At 62.1% G+C, this 15,169-nt stretch carries 14 protein-coding genes; 9 read left to right on the top strand and 5 right to left on the bottom strand.

Features of this window, described 5'->3' with window-relative positions; genetic code table 11:
- Window positions 1-79 precede the first annotated feature (79 nt).
- The 7 genes from LCH97_RS00650 to LCH97_RS00680 all read left to right on the top strand — a co-directional run bounded on the left by LCH97_RS00650 (window position 80) and on the right by LCH97_RS00680 (window position 8,307).
- Window positions 80-1,354: an ABC transporter substrate-binding protein gene (locus LCH97_RS00650; RefSeq protein WP_227302907.1), complete on the top strand. Its 1,275-nt coding sequence runs from the start codon at window positions 80-82 to the stop codon at window positions 1,352-1,354.
- 74 nt (window positions 1,355-1,428) lie between these two features.
- Window positions 1,429-2,367: a carbohydrate ABC transporter permease gene (locus LCH97_RS00655; RefSeq protein WP_227302908.1), complete on the top strand. Its 939-nt coding sequence runs from the start codon at window positions 1,429-1,431 to the stop codon at window positions 2,365-2,367.
- A 1-nt stretch (window position 2,368) separates the two neighbouring features.
- Window positions 2,369-3,205, top strand: a complete 837-nt coding sequence (locus LCH97_RS00660) for a carbohydrate ABC transporter permease (protein ID WP_227302909.1) — start codon at window positions 2,369-2,371, stop codon at window positions 3,203-3,205.
- Between the two features lie 141 nt (window positions 3,206-3,346).
- On the top strand, window positions 3,347-4,963 hold the full coding sequence (locus tag LCH97_RS00665) for an alpha-amylase family glycosyl hydrolase (protein WP_227302910.1): 1,617 nt from the start codon (window positions 3,347-3,349) through the stop codon (window positions 4,961-4,963).
- A 2-nt stretch (window positions 4,964-4,965) separates the two neighbouring features.
- Window positions 4,966-6,087, top strand: coding sequence for an ABC transporter ATP-binding protein (locus tag LCH97_RS00670; protein WP_227302911.1), 1,122 nt, complete (start codon window positions 4,966-4,968; stop codon window positions 6,085-6,087).
- Between the two features lie 231 nt (window positions 6,088-6,318).
- Entirely contained in the window at window positions 6,319-7,284 is a 966-nt protein-coding gene (locus LCH97_RS00675; protein ID WP_227302912.1) for a porin, read from the top strand.
- Between the two features lie 87 nt (window positions 7,285-7,371).
- Window positions 7,372-8,307 carry a carbohydrate kinase gene (locus tag LCH97_RS00680; protein WP_227302913.1) on the top strand — a complete coding sequence of 312 codons (936 nt, stop codon included), beginning with the start codon at window positions 7,372-7,374 and terminating at the stop codon, window positions 8,305-8,307.
- A 92-nt stretch (window positions 8,308-8,399) separates the two neighbouring features.
- Here the strand turns inward: LCH97_RS00680 and mscL are convergent, their stop codons facing one another.
- The 5 genes from mscL to LCH97_RS00705 form a co-directional block, all read right to left on the bottom strand.
- Entirely contained in the window at window positions 8,400-8,864 is a 465-nt protein-coding gene (gene mscL, locus LCH97_RS00685) for a large-conductance mechanosensitive channel protein MscL (RefSeq protein WP_227302914.1), read from the bottom strand.
- Between the two features lie 218 nt (window positions 8,865-9,082).
- Window positions 9,083-10,750, bottom strand: coding sequence for an L-lactate permease (locus tag LCH97_RS00690; RefSeq protein WP_227302915.1), 1,668 nt, complete (start codon window positions 10,748-10,750; stop codon window positions 9,083-9,085).
- 292 nt (window positions 10,751-11,042) lie between these two features.
- A complete protein-coding gene (locus tag LCH97_RS00695) occupies window positions 11,043-11,768 on the bottom strand; it encodes a UDP-2,3-diacylglucosamine diphosphatase (RefSeq protein ID WP_227302916.1) in 726 nt (241 codons plus the stop codon).
- Between the two features lie 48 nt (window positions 11,769-11,816).
- On the bottom strand, window positions 11,817-12,314 hold the full coding sequence (locus LCH97_RS00700; protein WP_017508808.1) for a peptidylprolyl isomerase: 498 nt from the start codon (window positions 12,312-12,314) through the stop codon (window positions 11,817-11,819).
- Between the two features lie 17 nt (window positions 12,315-12,331).
- On the bottom strand, window positions 12,332-12,895 hold the full coding sequence (locus LCH97_RS00705; RefSeq protein WP_227302917.1) for a peptidylprolyl isomerase: 564 nt from the start codon (window positions 12,893-12,895) through the stop codon (window positions 12,332-12,334).
- Window positions 12,896-13,078: 183 nt separating this feature from the next.
- On the opposite strand from LCH97_RS00705, the gene LCH97_RS00710 reads away from it, so the two are divergent.
- Both LCH97_RS00710 and LCH97_RS00715 read left to right on the top strand, forming a co-directional pair.
- The gene (locus LCH97_RS00710) at window positions 13,079-13,813 is read left to right on the top strand and encodes an LPP20 family lipoprotein (protein ID WP_227302918.1); all 735 of its coding nucleotides are present in this window, start codon (window positions 13,079-13,081) and stop codon (window positions 13,811-13,813) included.
- Window positions 13,814-13,816: 3 nt separating this feature from the next.
- Window positions 13,817-15,103, top strand: a complete 1,287-nt coding sequence (locus LCH97_RS00715; RefSeq protein ID WP_227302919.1) for a flagellar assembly protein FlgT — start codon at window positions 13,817-13,819, stop codon at window positions 15,101-15,103.
- The last annotated feature ends 66 nt before the right edge of the window (window positions 15,104-15,169 follow it).

The raw sequence follows: 15,169 nt of genomic DNA on the forward strand, positions 1-15,169 counted from the left end.
TTAGATGGCAGGGCGACGGCACGCTGCCGGCCACAGGGCCTGCAGGCGTGCGGCCAACAACACAACGAGGAGACACAAGATGAAAAAATCCAGCCTGATCCAGACTGCCGTGCTGATGACCCTGGCGACTGCTGCCCAGGCCGCCCCACTGAAAATTTCCTGCGGTGCGGTAGGGCAGGAGCTGGAGCTATGCAAGCAGTCGGTAGCGGAGTGGAGCAAGAAAACCGGTAACGACGTGCAGGTGGTATCCACCCCCAACGACTCCAACGAGCGTCTGGCGCTGTACCAGCAGATCCTCGGCAGCGGTTCCGACAAGATCGACGTGTTCCAGATCGACGTGGTGTGGCCCGGCATCCTGGCCAACCATCTGCTGGACCTGAAACCGTACACCAACGGCGCCGAGAAACAACACTTCGCCGGCATCGTCAGCAATAACACCATTGGCGGCCGCCTGCTGGCCATGCCGTGGTTTACCGACGCTGGTGTGCTGTACTACCGCAAAGACCTGCTGGAGAAATACAAGCAGCCGGTACCCAAAACCTGGGAAGAGCTGACCGCCAGCGCCAAAAAGATCCAGGACGCCGAGCGCGCGGCCGGCAACGACAAGATGTGGGGCTATGTATGGCAGGGCCGCGCCTACGAAGGCCTGACTTGCGACGCGCTGGAGTGGGTGGTGAGCTACAAGGGCGGCACCATCATCGACGCCGCCAGCGGCAAACCCACCATCAACAACCCGCAAGCGGTGAAAGCGCTGACCACTGCCGCTGGCTGGGTAGGCACCATCACGCCCAAAGCCGTACTGAACTACGGTGAGGAAGAGGCGCGCGGCGTGTTCCAGGCGGGTAATGCGGTATTCATGCGCAACTGGCCGTACGCCTGGGCGCTGGCGCAAAAACCGGATAGCGTGGTGAAAGACAAGGTAGGCGTGGTGGCGCTGCCCAAAGGCGGTGCCGACGGCCGTAACGCCGCCACGCTGGGCGGCTGGCAGCTGGCGGTGTCCAAGTACTCCAAGAACCAGAAACTGGCCGCCGAGCTGGTGACCTACCTCACCAGCAGCAGCGTGCAGAAAATGCGCGCCATCAATGGTGCCTACAACCCCACCATCTCGGCGCTGTACCGCGACCCGGAAGTGCTGAAGGCCAACCCCTTCTTTGGCGAGCTGTACAACACCTTCACCAGCGCCGTGGGTCGCCCGTCCTCGGTATCGGCCGCCCGCTACAACCAGGTGAGCAACCAGTTCTGGAATGCCACCCACGACGTGTTGTCCGGCAAGACCGACGCCCAAACCTCGCTGGCGCAGCTGGACGCCCAGCTCAAGCGCCTGGCGCCGCAAGGCTTTAGCGCCGCCAAGTAAGCCCCTGCCTGCCCTGACCGGGGCGGCACCGGCTGCGGCCAACCTTGGCCGGTGCCCGCCCCGCGGAGAACCCTATGTCTAGCCCAACCCTGACCGCCAGCTTGCCGGCGGGCGGTGCCTTGTCGTCGCTGCAGCGCAGCCGGCAGCGCATGGCCTGGCTGCTGGTGTTGCCCAGCTTGCTGGTGTTGCTGGCCATTGCCGGCCTGCCGCTGGCGCGTACTTTTTTTATGAGCCTGACCGACGCGCAGCTGTCCGACCTGTCGGCACGGCAGTTTGTCGGCCTGGCCAACTACATCGGCGACGCCGGCGTGCTGGCCGACCCGCAATGGTGGGAGGCGGTGCGCAATACGCTGTGGTTTGCGCTGCTGTCGGTGTCGCTGGAAACCCTATTCGGCCTGGGCGTGGCGCTGATGCTGAATCACCCGTCGCCGCTGAAAGCACTGCTGCGTGCCGCCGTGCTGGTGCCGTGGGCCATCCCCACCGTGGTGTCGGCCAAGATGTGGACCTGGATGCTGCACGACCAGTTTGGCGTGATCAACGCCATGCTGCTGTCGGCCGGCCTGATCGACGCGCCGCTGGCGTGGACCGCCGACCCCGACCTGGCCTTTGCCACCATCGTGCTGGTGGACGTGTGGAAGACCACGCCGTTCATGGCGCTGCTGATCCTGGCCGCGCTGCAGATGGTGCCGGGCGATTGCTACGAAGCGGCGCGCGTGGACGGCGTGCCCACCTGGTCGGTGTTCGTCAACATCACGCTACCGCTGATTACCCCGGCGGTGCTGGTGGCGATGATTTTCCGCACGCTGGACGCACTGCGCGTGTTCGACCTGATCTACGTGATGACGTCCAACAGCCGCAGCACCAAGAGCATGTCGGTGTACGTGCGCGAACAGCTGATCGACTTCCAGCTGGCCGGCTACGGCTCGGCTGCCGCCACGCTGCTGTTCCTACTGATTGCGCTGATCACCCTGTGTTACATGGCGCTGGCGCGCCGCCGCATGGAGGGCCACTAAGATGCTGCCCAAACGTTTGCAGGCCACCGACCTGGCCTATTACCTGTTGCTGCCGCTGGTGCTGGCGTTCTCGCTATACCCGTTTGCCTACGCCATCGCCAGCTCGTTCAAGCAGGGCAGTGCGCTGTTTTCCAGCGATTTCTGGCCCAAGACCTGGAGCGCGGCCAACTACGTGGCGGTGTTCGCCGAGCAGCCTTTCGGCCAGAACCTGCTGAACTCGGTGCTGGTGGCGGGCGGCGTGGTGCTGCTGTCGCTGACCGTGTCCTTGCTGGCGGCCTACGCGCTGGGGCGGGTGCAGTTCCGTGGCCGTGGCGTGCTGATGATGACCATCCTGGGCGTGTCGATGTTTCCGCAGGTAGCCATCCTGTCCGGCCTGTTCGAGCTGATCTCCTGGCTGGGCCTGTACGACAGCCTGTGGGCGCTGGTGCTGTCCGACCTGATCTTTACGCTGCCGTTTACGGTGTGGGTGCTGGTGACCTTCATGCGCGAGCTGCCGCGCGAGCTGGAAGAGGCGGCGCTGATGGACGGCGCCGGCGTGCTGACGGTGATCTTCCGCATCTTCCTGCCGCTGCTGTGGCCGGCGGTAGCGGCCACCTCGCTGCTGGCCTTCATCGCGGCGTGGAACGAGTTTCTGTTTGCGCTCACCTTCACGCTGTCCGGCGAGCAGCGCACGGTGCCGGTGGCCATCGCGCTGATTAGCGGCGCCAGCAGCTACGAACTGCCGTGGGGCAATATCATGGCCGCCTCGGTGACTGTCACCGTGCCGCTAATCGTGCTGGTGCTGATATTCCAGCGCCAGATCGTGTCGGGCCTGACCGCCGGTGCGGTAAAAGGCTGATTTTATTTTCGCCACAGAATACACAGAAAACACGGAAAACACGCCCTGGGGCAATGAGGCAAATGGTTTGAATCGCCAAACATGCTGGTTTGAATACATGCCGTGGTTTCTGTGTATTCTGTGGCTAACGAGGTTTTTGCAATGAAACAGAATCAACACTGGTGGCAAAACACCGTGATTTACCAGATTTACCCGCGCAGTTACCAGGATAGTAATGGCGACGGTATCGGCGATTTGCCCGGTATTACCCGCCGCCTGCCGCATATTGCGCAACTGGGCGCCGAGGTGATCTGGATTTCCCCGTTTTTTACCTCGCCGATGGCCGATTTCGGTTACGACGTTTCCGATTATTGCAACGTAGACCCGATGTTCGGCACGCTGGACGATTTTAGCGCCCTGGTTGGCCGCGCCCACGAACTGGGGCTGAAAGTGCTGATCGACCTGGTGCTCAGCCACACATCGGACCAGCACCCGTGGTTTGCCGAAAGCCGCACCAGCCGCAACAACGCCCGCGCCGACTGGTACGTATGGGCCGACCCGCGCGCCGACGGCACACCGCCCAATAACTGGCTGAGCATTTTTGGTGGCAGCGCCTGGCAGTGGGACGCCCGCCGCGGCCAGTACTATCTGCACAACTTCCTCAGCAGCCAGCCGGACCTCAACTTCCATCAGCCGGCAGTGCAGGACGCGGTGCTGGACGTGGCGCGCTTCTGGCTGCAGCTGGGCGTGGACGGCTTCCGGCTGGATACCGTGAACTTCTACACCCACGACGCGCAGCTGCGCGACAACCCGCCACAGCCGGCCGGCAGCTACGCCGGCGGCGTGCCGCGCAGCAACCCGTACGCCTTCCAGCGCCATCTGTACGACAAGACGCAGCCGGAAAACCTGGCCTTCATCCGCCGCCTGCGCCGTCTGTGCGACGAATTCGGCGCCATTACCGTGGGCGAGATCGGCGACGATCTGCAGTACCAGACGCTGCGCGACTACACCGCCGGTAGCGAGCTGCTGCACATGGCCTATGTGTTCACGCTGCTCACCGACGAGTGCCACCCGCGCTACCTGCACCGCGTGCTGCAGGAGTACGTGGCCGAGGCGGGTAACGCCACCGTGTGCTGGGCGCTGTCCAACCACGACAACATCCGCGTGGTCAGCCGCTGGGCGGCGCTGGGCGGCAGCGAGTCGGCGCGCGCCCGCGTGTTTGCCATGCTGCTCTTGGCGCTGCCGGGGCCGGTGTGCCTTTACCAGGGCGAGGAGCTGGGCTGGCCGGAAGCCGAGATCGGCTACGAGCAGTTGCAAGACCCGTACGCCAAGGTGCTATGGCCCGAGTTCAAGGGCCGCGACGGCTGCCGCACGCCGATGGCGTGGGACGGCAGCGCCGACGGCGGCTTCGGCAGTGCGCAGCCGTGGCTGCCGCTGTGGCCGGCGCACCGTGCTGCGGCCGTGGCACAGCAAGCCGCACAGGCGGGCAGCACGCTGGCGTTCTGGCAGCAGCTGCTGGCCTGGCGCCGCGCGCAGCCAGCCTTGCACGGTGGCGACTTTGTGCTGGGCGCAGCCGACGACAGCCTGCTGCGCTTTGGCCGCAGCGGTGATGGCCAGCAGCTGCAGTGCGTGTTCAACCTGGGGAGTACCGCGGCCAACGTGCCGCTGCCGGCTGGCGCCCGCGTACTGTTGCATAGCGATGGTGGCCAGACCGCCGGAAACGTTATCGAACTGGCGCCGATGTCGGCTGCCTTCATCCAGCTGGCCGTGGAGGGCTGATCATGAGCGAAATCCGACTGCAGGGCATTCAAAAGCGCTTTGGTGGCAACCCCATCCTGGCCGACATCAACCTGACCATCGCGCCGGGCGAGTTCTGCGTGTTCATCGGCCCGTCCGGTTGCGGCAAATCCACGCTGCTGCGGCTGATCGCCGGCCTAGACGACGCCAGCGGCGGCGAGCTGTATATCGATGGCCGCTGCGTGAACGAGGTGCCACCGGCGCAGCGCGACGTGGCGATGGTGTTCCAGAGCTACGCGCTGTACCCGCACATGACGGTGTACGACAACATGGCCTTCGGCCTGCGCCACCTGAAACTGGGCAAGGCCGAGGTGGAGCGCCGCGTGCGCAGCGCCGCCGAGTCGCTGCACCTTACTGCGCTGCTGGACCGCAAGCCGGGCGCGCTGTCCGGCGGCCAGCGCCAGCGCGTGGCGATTGGCCGCGCCATCGTACGCCAGCCCAAGGTGTTTCTGTTTGACGAGCCGCTGTCCAACCTGGACGCCTCGCTGCGCGTGAAAACGCGGGTGGAGATTGCCCGTCTGCACCGCGAGCTGGGCCGCGCCAGCATGGTGTACGTGACGCACGACCAGGTAGAAGCGATGACGCTGGCCGACAAGATCGTGCTGCTCAAGCCGCTGGCCGGGCAGGAGGGCGTACCCAGCATTGCGCAGGTGGGCCACCCGCTGGAGTTGTACCACCACCCGAAAAACCGTTTTGTCGCGGGCTTTATCGGCTCGCCGGGCATGAACTTCTTCCCGGCCGAGGTCAGTATGGCGCGCAGCGACGGCCTGCAGTGCCAGGCCGGTACCGCCACCTTGCTGGCGGCGGTGAATGCGGCCGGCCAGCTGGCGGGCAGTACGGTGACGCTGGGCGTGCGCCCAGAGCACGTGCAGGTGGGCGAGGGCAGCCTGCTTGGCCGCATCAGCCACCTGGAACACCTGGGTGAGCACAGCTATGCCTACCTGGAAACCGACCTGTCGCCGGCGCCGCTGGTGGTCAAGCTGACGGGTAGCGCTGCGGCTATTGGCGATAGCTTGCGCTTTGCGCTGCCGGCCGGGCGCGTGCACGTGTTCGACGCAGCCGATGAGGCGTTGCCCAGGTTGGCCGCCAGTGCGGCCGCAGCCTAGGGGGGCGATGTGGGTTTGAATAAAGGCACCGGTGGGTGCCTTTATTTATTTGTGCTGTATTTCAAATGTTAATGCAGAGTTTTGTTTGTGAATAATGTTTTGTTGCTGGTAACCAATTTGTGTCGGGAAATGGTGATTTTTATTTTGTAATGTATTGGCTACATTTTGTGCAGCGTTTTAAATGGTTTTCACCGGCAAGCGCTGGAAAATAAACACAAACGGAGACAAAGCATGAACCAGAAACATATTGCCCTGCTGATTGCCAGTACCCTGATGGCCGGCCACGCCTTTGCCCTGGATGGTGACATCAAATTTACCGGTAAGGCCGAAGTCGGCATGGCATCCAAAAAAGAAAATGGTATTAGCAACCGTGCGGTAGAAGACGGTGGTTCCGAATTGAATGTGGTAGGTAGTGCAGATATTGGTAACGGCCTGAAAGCGCTGCTGCAGGTAAATACCGATATTAAACTGGATAATAATAAAGGCACCGATCATTTTGCCAATGGTGATACCTTTGTCGGCTTGCAGGGTGATTTTGGTACGGTAAAAGTAGGCCGTGGCATTAATGCCTATGGGGATGGCTATTTCAAGGCCAACCTGTACGCCTACGACGTGGGCCCGGACCGTGGCGATATTGCCAGTGGCGGTGGTAGCAGCCGTGGTGCCTTCAAGTACGAAGCACCGAACCTGAATGGCCTGGCGCTGTCGTTCAGCTACTCGCCGGGGGAAGACAAAACCACTACCCAGCAGCGTCCGACTGACGCCTGGGCCGCCAGCGGTACCTACGAGCAAGGCATGTTTGGTGCGCGCCTGTCGTTTGGCCAGCAAAAAGTGGCAGCTGGTGGCACGCTGAAAGACACCTTGCTGGCATTCAAGGTAGTGCCGGCGGCTGGCCTGACCCTGGCGACCGAGTTCAACAATTCCAAGAATGCCAGCGGCCCGACGCAGAAAAGCGTGGGCGTGTACGCCGAGTACAAGCCGCAGCGTGTTGGTGTACGTGCCGGCTATATCAATACCAAGGATTATGGTTATGTGAACGGCGGCAAACACAAGGTAAACTTGCTGGGTGCCGATTACGACCTGTCCGGCAAGGACAGCCGCTTCCAGACCAGCCTGTTCCTCGAATACAAGTCCGACAAGAAGAACAACAAACAGCGTGACAACTATCTGTTTGGTGGTGTGCACATCGGCTTCTGATGCCGTTGTGTATGGCAGCGCAAGCTGCCGGTTCGCGAGGTCTTGGCCTGCCGCTTTGCGGCAGGTTTTTTTCATGCAGGAGACGCAATGACACAGCCCTTACCGGCCTTGCTCTGTTTTGGCGAGGCCTTGACCGACATGATCATCCAGCCCGACGGGCGCTGGCTGTCGCGCCCCGGTGGTGCGCCGTGGAACGTGGCGCGCATTCTGGCCGGCTGGGGGTTGCCTGCGGCGTTTGCCGGTGCCATCAGCCGCGACTGCTTTGGCGATGCCTTGCTGGCGGCCAGCTGTGACGCCGGGCTGGATGTGCGCTATCTGCAGCAGGTGGATGCCTCGCCGCTATTGGCCATGGTGTACAGCACGCAGCCACCGAAATATTTCTTTGTTGGTGACCGCAGCGCCGATTTGCATTTTGATGCGGCCAACTTGCCGCCGGGTTGGCCGCAGGCGGCGCGCTGGGCGCTGTTTGGCGGCATCAGCCTGGCGCGGCCGCCGCTGGCTGGCCTCCTGTTGGCGCAGGCCAGGCTACTGAAGGCGGCGGGTGCGCGCATCGCCTACGATCCGAACTTTCGCGTGGCGATGGACGCCGACTACGACGACATGCTGCGCCAGATGGTGGCACTGGCCGACGTAGTGAAGGTGTCGGACGAAGACCTGACCGGCTTGTTCCGCCACCACGACCAGGCAGCCGCGCTGGCCACCTTGCGGCAATGGAACCCGCAGGCGTGGGTGTTGTACACGCGCGGGGCGGCTGGTGCGCAATTACTGGTGGGGGAGACAGCCTGGCAGATGGCACCGCCTGCGGTGGCAGTAGTGGATACGGTAGGCGCGGGCGACGCCAGCATGGCCGGCTTGCTCACCAGCCTGTGGCAGACACCCCAGGCTGCACCGGCGCAGCATCTGGCTGCGGCCGTGGCCAGTGGCAGCGCCGCCTGTGGTGTGGCGGGCGCGACCATTCCCTTGCGCAGTGCGGTAGATGCGCTGTGCCAGCAATACTTGCCGCAAGTGGCTGCGGTAGGGTAATGCAGCAGTCCGCGCTGCCGTTGGTACAGGCCGGCAGCCCATGCACCGAAAAGCACAAGGCCGCCCGAGGGCGGCCTTGCTGCTGCTGGGGCTTAGTCCAGCTGCGAGGTGCAGCACGGGCAGCGGGTGGCTTTCACCGGAATGCTGGACAGGCAGTAGCGGCATTCCTTGGTGGTGACTTCGGCTGGGACATCGGCCACTTTTTCTTCGCGCTTCAGGCGGTTGATCACTTTTACCAGCATGAAGATGGCGAAGGCCACGATGGTAAAGCTGACCAAAGCATTGATGAACAGGCCGATATTCAGGGTCACGGCGCCGGCTTCCTTGGCGGCGGCAACGGACGCGTACGGGGCGGCCGCCTTGGCGCCTTCCTTCAGCACGATAAACAGGTTGGCGAAGTCGACATTGCCGATCAGCAGGCCGATGGGCGGCATGATCACATCGTCTACCAGCGACTTGACGATGGCGCCGAAGGCACCACCGATTACCACACCGACGGCCAGGTCGATCACGTTGCCGCGCATGGCAAATTCGCGGAATTCTTTCAGTACGGACATGTGTGCCCCCCTTTTAATTTTGTAATGGAAATTAACAAGCCAGATAAGTATCGGACGAAAATCAGGAAAATTGAAGCTTGGTACTCGATTTGATTATGTAGCATGCAAATGCAGTCCTGACTGTTTAGATTTAGCTTAATAACGGTGCGTAAGCGCAGCCAGAAAAGCAAAACCCCGGCAGGGCCGGGGTGTGTGGGGTGATGCGCAGCAAGTGCGAATCAGGGGTGGATTACCAGTGCGGTAAAGGGTGGCAGGTAGGCCATGGCCGATACCACCAGGCCCACCAGGCAAGCCAGTGCCAGCGAGTGGAAGAACACGTAGCGCAGGATCACGCCTTCCTTGCCGTAGTACTGGGTTGCGGTAGAGGCCACCACGATGGACTGGGCGTCGATCATCTTGCCCATCACGCCACCGGAGGAGTTGGCCGCCGTCATCAGTATCGGGGACAGGCCCAGTTGCTGTGCAGACGCTTTTTGCAGGCCGCCGAACAGCACGTTGGCCGCGGTGTCGGAGCCGGTCAGCGCCACGCCCAGCCAGCCCAGCAAGGTGCCGAAGAAGGGGTAGAACACGCCAGTGTGCGAGAAGGCCAGGCCCAGGGTGATGTCCACGCCGGAGAAGCGGGTAACGTAGCCCAGTGCCAGCATGGCCACGATGGTGATCAGCGAGTAGCGCAGCGACCAGAAGGTCTCTTTGTACACTTTCACCATTTCGGATGGGCGGTAACCCATGATGAAGGCCGAAATCAGACCCGCTACCAGAATGCCGGTACCGGTGGTGGACAGCAGGTTGAACTTGTAAATGGCGGCTTCCAGGTGCGGCTCGGCCACAACAGGCGGCATTTTGTAGATCAGGTTATGCAGGCCCGGCCACTGGATTTCCAGTGTGAAGATGCCGTCCAGAATTTTTTTCACCGCCGGCGAACCGAAAGCAAACACGCAAACCGACAGGATCAGCCAAGGCAGCCAGGCGCGGATCACTTCGCCGCGGCTGTAGCCGTGTTTGCTGCTAGACACTACTTCTTTGGCGCCCAGTGCGGCTTCGCCACCCATGGTGCCAGCGGTGGAAGTGTAAATCTCTGCCGGTTTCCACACTTTCAGGAAACCCACCAGTGCCGCGATGGAGCATACCGAGGCGATAACAGCCACCAGCTCCGGGCCCATGGTGTTGGACACGATCAGCTGCGGAATGGCAAACGACAGGCCTGCCACCAGTACCGCCGGCCAGATGCGCAGGGTGTTGCGCCAGCCGCAGAAGGCAATCAGCAGCCAGAACGGCACGATGATGGCGAAGATGGTCATCTGGCGGCCAACCATGGACGAAATCTGCAGTACGTCTAGGCCGGTGACTTTGGCCAGGGTGGTAATCGGGGTGCCCAGTGCGCCGTAGGCCACTGGCGCGGTGTTGGCGATCAGCGACAGGCCGGAGGCAGCCAGCGGCGAAAAGCCCAGGCCGATCAGCATGGCGCCGGTCACGGCGACCGGGGTACCAAAGCCACCGGCACCTTCAAAGAAGGCACCGAAGCAGAACGCGATCAGCAAGAGCTGCAGGCGGCGGTCGGTGGTGATGCCGGAAATGGACTCGCGCAGCACGGCGAACTGGCCTTTGCGCTCGGTCAGCTGGTACAGGAAGATCACGTTCAGGATGATCCAGCCAATCGGCATCAGGCCGTTGGCCGCACCCAGCAGGGTGGCGCTCATCGCCATGTCGCCAGGCATGCCGAAGATGGCGACGGCCACCAGCAGCGAGGTGGCCAGGCCCAGCAGGGCGGCAATGTGTGCCTTGATATGGAAAATACCCAGTGCGCCCAAGAGGACGATTACCGGGATGCTGGCGGCCAGCGTGGACAGCCACGGGTTGCCAAGCGGGTCATAAACGTGTGACCACATGTTTGCTCTCCTAGTTGTGTCGGGTGGCGGGCACCGGCAATAAACCCTGGGGTCCGTCCGGTTTTACCGCGTCTGGCACGCACTGTAGCGGTAGGCAAATCGTGTGTCAGTTGGGGCTGCCCCTTGCGGGAAAACCCTTGCGGGGTAACCCTTGTAGCGGTTTTTTGATCGGGATGGCCGGCGTCTGTGGCGGAAGGCGGGAGCGGAAAACAGGCAGTAGCAGGGGCAAACGGGCGCCTGCCGGACGTGTACCGGCAGGCAAGGTTGGCCGCAGTGTGCGGCCAACCATGGCTTACAGTGACAGCGGGTGGGCACTGACGCCGTGTTCGTCCAGGCGCAGGTAGCCGCCGCGGCCGGCGTACCAGTCGGCGATGACCCAGCGCTGGCGGATTTCACCGTTCAGCGCTTGCGTGTGGCAGGCCGGCCGGTGGGTGTGGCCGTGGATCAGCGTGGCTCCCGGGTAGGCAGCCAGCAGCGCATCGATGGCGGCCGGGGTGACATCGCCCATCTCGTTCAGGCCTTCGTCCTGTTTTTTAGCCTGGCTCATACCGCGTATCTGCTGGGCGATGGCGTGGCGCTCGGCCAGCGGCTTTTGCAGGAAGGCGGCCTGCCAGGCTGGCTGGCGCACCATGGCGCGAAACTGCTGGTAGGCCGCGTCGTCGGTGCACTGGCCGTCGCCGTGCACCAGCACATAGGGTTGGCCGCTATGGTTCAGCAGGTGGGGTTCGTCCAGCAGGGTGGCGCCACTGGCGGCGGCAAAGCCTGCGCCCAGCAGAAAGTCACGGTTGCCGCGCATCACATACAAGGGCGTGCCGGTGCTGAACGCCTGCATGGCGGCCAGCATGTCGTGCACAAAGGGGTCGTTGTCGTCGTCGCCTACCCAGTACTCGAACAGGTCGCCCAGGATATACAGCGCGTCGATCTGCCCGCGCCAGCTCGCCAGCGTGCGGGTAAACAGCTGCCCCAGCCAGGGCTCGCCCGGGTGCAGGTGCAGGTCGGATATAAAGTGTATGGCCATGTGTAAGTCATGAAAAAAGGCCGCACGAGGCGGCCTGTACAGGGCAGCTTAGCCCTGGATGATTTCTGCTTTTTCGATGATCACTGCCTCGGACGGTACGTCCTGGTGGCCACCTTTGCGGCCGGTGGCCACGGTCTTGATGCGGTCAACCACGTCCTGGCCTTGTACCACCTGGCCGAATACGCAGTAACCCCAGCCTTGCATGGTTTCGCTGCGGAAATCCAGGAAGTCGTTATCGGACACGTTGATGAAGAACTGGGCGCTGGCCGAATGCGGGTCCGGGGTGCGGGCCATGGCAATGGTGTAGGTCTTGTTGGACAGGCCGTTGTTGGCTTCGTTTTCGATGGTGTCGCGGGTGTCTTTTTGCTGCATGTCGGCAGTGAAGCCGCCACCCTGGATCATGAAACCGTTGATGACGCGGTGAAAGATGGTGCCATCGTAGTGGCCGTCGATCACGTACTGCTCGAAGTTGGCCGCAGTTTTCGGGGCCTTGTCGGCAAACAGTTCCAGAACGATGTCGCCGTGGTTGGTAGTCAGCTTGATCATGTTGTTTATCCTTGCTATCAGGGTTTATAGGTGGCTTTGGTAATAACGACAGGCTCGATAGGCACATCCTGCATGCCACCTATCATGGCGGTGCGGGCTTTGGAAATGCGGTTTACCACATCCATGCCGGCCGTTACTTTGCCAAATACGGCATAACCCCAGCCCTGCGGGGTTTTGCTGCGGTAATCGAGAAAATCGTTGTTCACCAGGTTGATGAAAAACTGTGCCGTGGCAGAATTCGGGTCATTGGTACGCGCCATGGCAATGCTGCCGATCACGTTTTTCAGGCCATTGTCGGCTTCGTTGGCGATAGGGCTGCGGGTAGGCTTCTGGGCCAGCTCGCCGTCCTTGATGGCAAAACCGCCACCCTGGATCATGAAGCCGTCAATCACACGGTGAAACAGGGTGCCGTTGTAGTGGCCGGCTTTGACGTAGGCGACAAAGTTCTCTACTGATTTGGGCGCACGTGCGGCGTCCAGCTCGATGGTAATCAGGCCTTTATTGGTAGCCAGTTCGACGGTAGGGGCAGCCAGTGCCGACAGCGGCAGTAGCATCAACAGGGAGCACAGCAGTTTTTTCATGATGAACTAGAGTCCTAGAGTGCGGGCGGCTGGCAGTTTATCACGCCGGCCAGCATGCGGTAGATTGCGCAAGGTCAGGGCGGCTTTCTAAATTAAAAGTGTAAGCTGGCTCAAGATTTTTATTTGATGTCCGATAAGACGATGTAGCTACAAAATGATTTGGATACTCGGCGGAGCGAAATAATGAAGAATATCACCCGAATGATTCCCGGCTTGCTGGCCATGACCGTGCTGTCGGCCTGCGCCTCTGCGCCTGCGGCCAACACTGCGGGTGAGGGCTGGTCTGTGGTGGCGGTGGCCCCTGCAGCTGCCGACGCGCATGGCGCAGTGACGACCGCGCCGGCAGTGGGCGGTAGCCACGAGCAGCCAGGTATTTCGCGCCAGCCTGTCATGTCCCCGGGCGGGATAATGATGGGCGGGGCCTATGTCGGCCCTTTGGCAGACCCGCCGGTAGAGCATAAGCAAGAGGCATTCAATGCCTTGCGCATCCGCGTGGTGGGCTACGGTGCGCCGCCAAACAGCAAAGAGCTGTCGCCGGTGCAGCGCCGTCTGCTAGCCATGCGGGCTTCGCAGCTGGACGCCTATCGTGCCGTGGCCGAGCAGGTGCAGGGCTTTAAACTGTCCGGTAGCAGCTCGGTGGGTAATCTGGTAACGGTCAACGATACTTTCCGCGTATACGTGGATGCCTATCTGCGCGGCGTGCGTTTGCTGTCTACCGAGTTCAAAGCCGATGGCAGCAGCGAAACCATTGCCGAAGTGGTACTGGATGAAGGCTTCTTCAAAGCGTATCGTACCGCTTTGGTCAGCGCGGGCAATGTCGCCGCTGCGTCGCGGGTGATGCCTGCCGCAGACGGTAGCAAGCTGGGCTGCACCGATAGTGGCTGTGTATACGGCGGGGATTTCTACGTTTCGCACTAGGACATGATGCGACTATCCATTCTGTTACGCGCCGCCTGTTGGGCGGCGTTTGTTTTCGCGCTACCGGGCGCGCAGGCCGAGGTATACCAGGCAGAGGGCGTAGCTTCGCTGGAAGCTGGCCGTGTGGCTGCGCGCGAGGCGGCCATTGATGATGCCTTGCGCCAGATTGCCATTACCCACCGCGGCGGCATGCTGGCGTCCAGCCAGGTGGTGGCTGGCTTGCAAACGGCAGAAAGCATGATGCTGGGGCCTTTGAGCTTGCCGGGTAAAACGCGCGTCTTGTCCGAGACCCTGCGCGATGGCCTGTTGCTGGTGCGGATAGAGCACGATACCGATGCCGGTGACGGCGACGGCGAGCAGAAAGCCGATGCCTGCCAGCGTGCTGCCATGCCGCCTGGGCGCTTTCTGGCGCGCCGTATCGTTACCAGCTATTTCCAGCTGGAGCGGCCGGCTGATGCCAGCGATCTGGGCAGCATTGCCGTATGGTTTCCGGGCGAGCTGGTAAGGCTGTTCAACCTGCGCCGTGAAACGCAGGCGCTCTACGCCGGTACCATGTCGATCTTCCCTGGCGGGCGCATGCTGGAAGCGACGGCTGCCGCCGACACGGTGCGCGAAATCGGCCGCCGAGAGGGTGCGCAGTTTGTGCTGGCCGGGCGCATTATCGACACCGCCGTCACCCGCCGCGAGCCCCGTGTGGGTGTGTTCGGTGCTGGTACGCCAAGCGGGCAGGGTACGTATTACACCGGGCCACTGGCTGGTTTGCTGGGTATGTCGGTGCGCAATGTGCCGGTAGAGCGCCGTTTCGAGATCGAATACTGGCTGTACGACACCCTGAGTGGCGGGGTCTTGCTACGCGACAACCTGCGCCGCGTGGCGCGCGGGGATGTGCACGCGCAGTCTAGCCGCGTGTTTAACGTTGATGCCATGGTGGAGTCCGAGTACGGGCAGGCGATGGGTCAGGTGCTGGAAGAGGTCGCTGCCAAGGTGTCCGGTGCCGTGCAGTGCCTGCCATTTGCCACGCGCGTTGCCCGAGTAGAGGGCGACAAGGTGTATCTGTCAGCCGGTGCGCTGGATGGCCTGGCCGTGCGCGACCGCCTGGTGGTGTACAAACCGCGCCCGGCTACCGAGATCCGCCGTATCGATGGCGAGGTGCTGGGTGTGCCCGAACTGCAGCTGGGCGATGTGGAAATCGAGCAGGTACAGCCCCGCTTTGCGGTGGCCCGTTTGCGTAACGGAAAACTGAAAATAGACGTAGGTGATTGGGTAAGGTTCCCGGTTTTGCCTAAATAATTCTGAAATACGAAATGGTGTTGATAATGGTTCTCTTCACTGTTTATACTCGGCCCCCATGTTGAT

Origin of the sequence: Vogesella sp. XCS3, assembly GCF_020616155.1 — a bacterium.
Lineage (GTDB): Bacteria > Pseudomonadota > Gammaproteobacteria > Burkholderiales > Chromobacteriaceae > Vogesella.

Coding starts and splice junctions, on each gene's coding strand:
- LCH97_RS00690 (WP_227302915.1), bottom strand. CDS start 10,750: ATGTGGTCACACGTTTATGACCCGCTTGGCAACCCGTGGCTGTCCACG.
- LCH97_RS00650 (WP_227302907.1), top strand. CDS start 80: ATGAAAAAATCCAGCCTGATCCAGACTGCCGTGCTGATGACCCTGGCG.
- LCH97_RS00695 (WP_227302916.1), bottom strand. CDS start 11,768: ATGGCCATACACTTTATATCCGACCTGCACCTGCACCCGGGCGAGCCC.
- LCH97_RS00700 (WP_017508808.1), bottom strand. CDS start 12,314: ATGATCAAGCTGACTACCAACCACGGCGACATCGTTCTGGAACTGTTT.
- mscL (WP_227302914.1), bottom strand. CDS start 8,864: ATGTCCGTACTGAAAGAATTCCGCGAATTTGCCATGCGCGGCAACGTG.
- LCH97_RS00660 (WP_227302909.1), top strand. CDS start 2,369: ATGCTGCCCAAACGTTTGCAGGCCACCGACCTGGCCTATTACCTGTTG.
- LCH97_RS00675 (WP_227302912.1), top strand. CDS start 6,319: ATGAACCAGAAACATATTGCCCTGCTGATTGCCAGTACCCTGATGGCC.
- LCH97_RS00665 (WP_227302910.1), top strand. CDS start 3,347: ATGAAACAGAATCAACACTGGTGGCAAAACACCGTGATTTACCAGATT.
- LCH97_RS00710 (WP_227302918.1), top strand. CDS start 13,079: ATGAAGAATATCACCCGAATGATTCCCGGCTTGCTGGCCATGACCGTG.
- LCH97_RS00705 (WP_227302917.1), bottom strand. CDS start 12,895: ATGAAAAAACTGCTGTGCTCCCTGTTGATGCTACTGCCGCTGTCGGCA.
- LCH97_RS00655 (WP_227302908.1), top strand. CDS start 1,429: ATGTCTAGCCCAACCCTGACCGCCAGCTTGCCGGCGGGCGGTGCCTTG.
- LCH97_RS00680 (WP_227302913.1), top strand. CDS start 7,372: ATGACACAGCCCTTACCGGCCTTGCTCTGTTTTGGCGAGGCCTTGACC.
- LCH97_RS00670 (WP_227302911.1), top strand. CDS start 4,966: ATGAGCGAAATCCGACTGCAGGGCATTCAAAAGCGCTTTGGTGGCAAC.
- LCH97_RS00715 (WP_227302919.1), top strand. CDS start 13,817: ATGATGCGACTATCCATTCTGTTACGCGCCGCCTGTTGGGCGGCGTTT.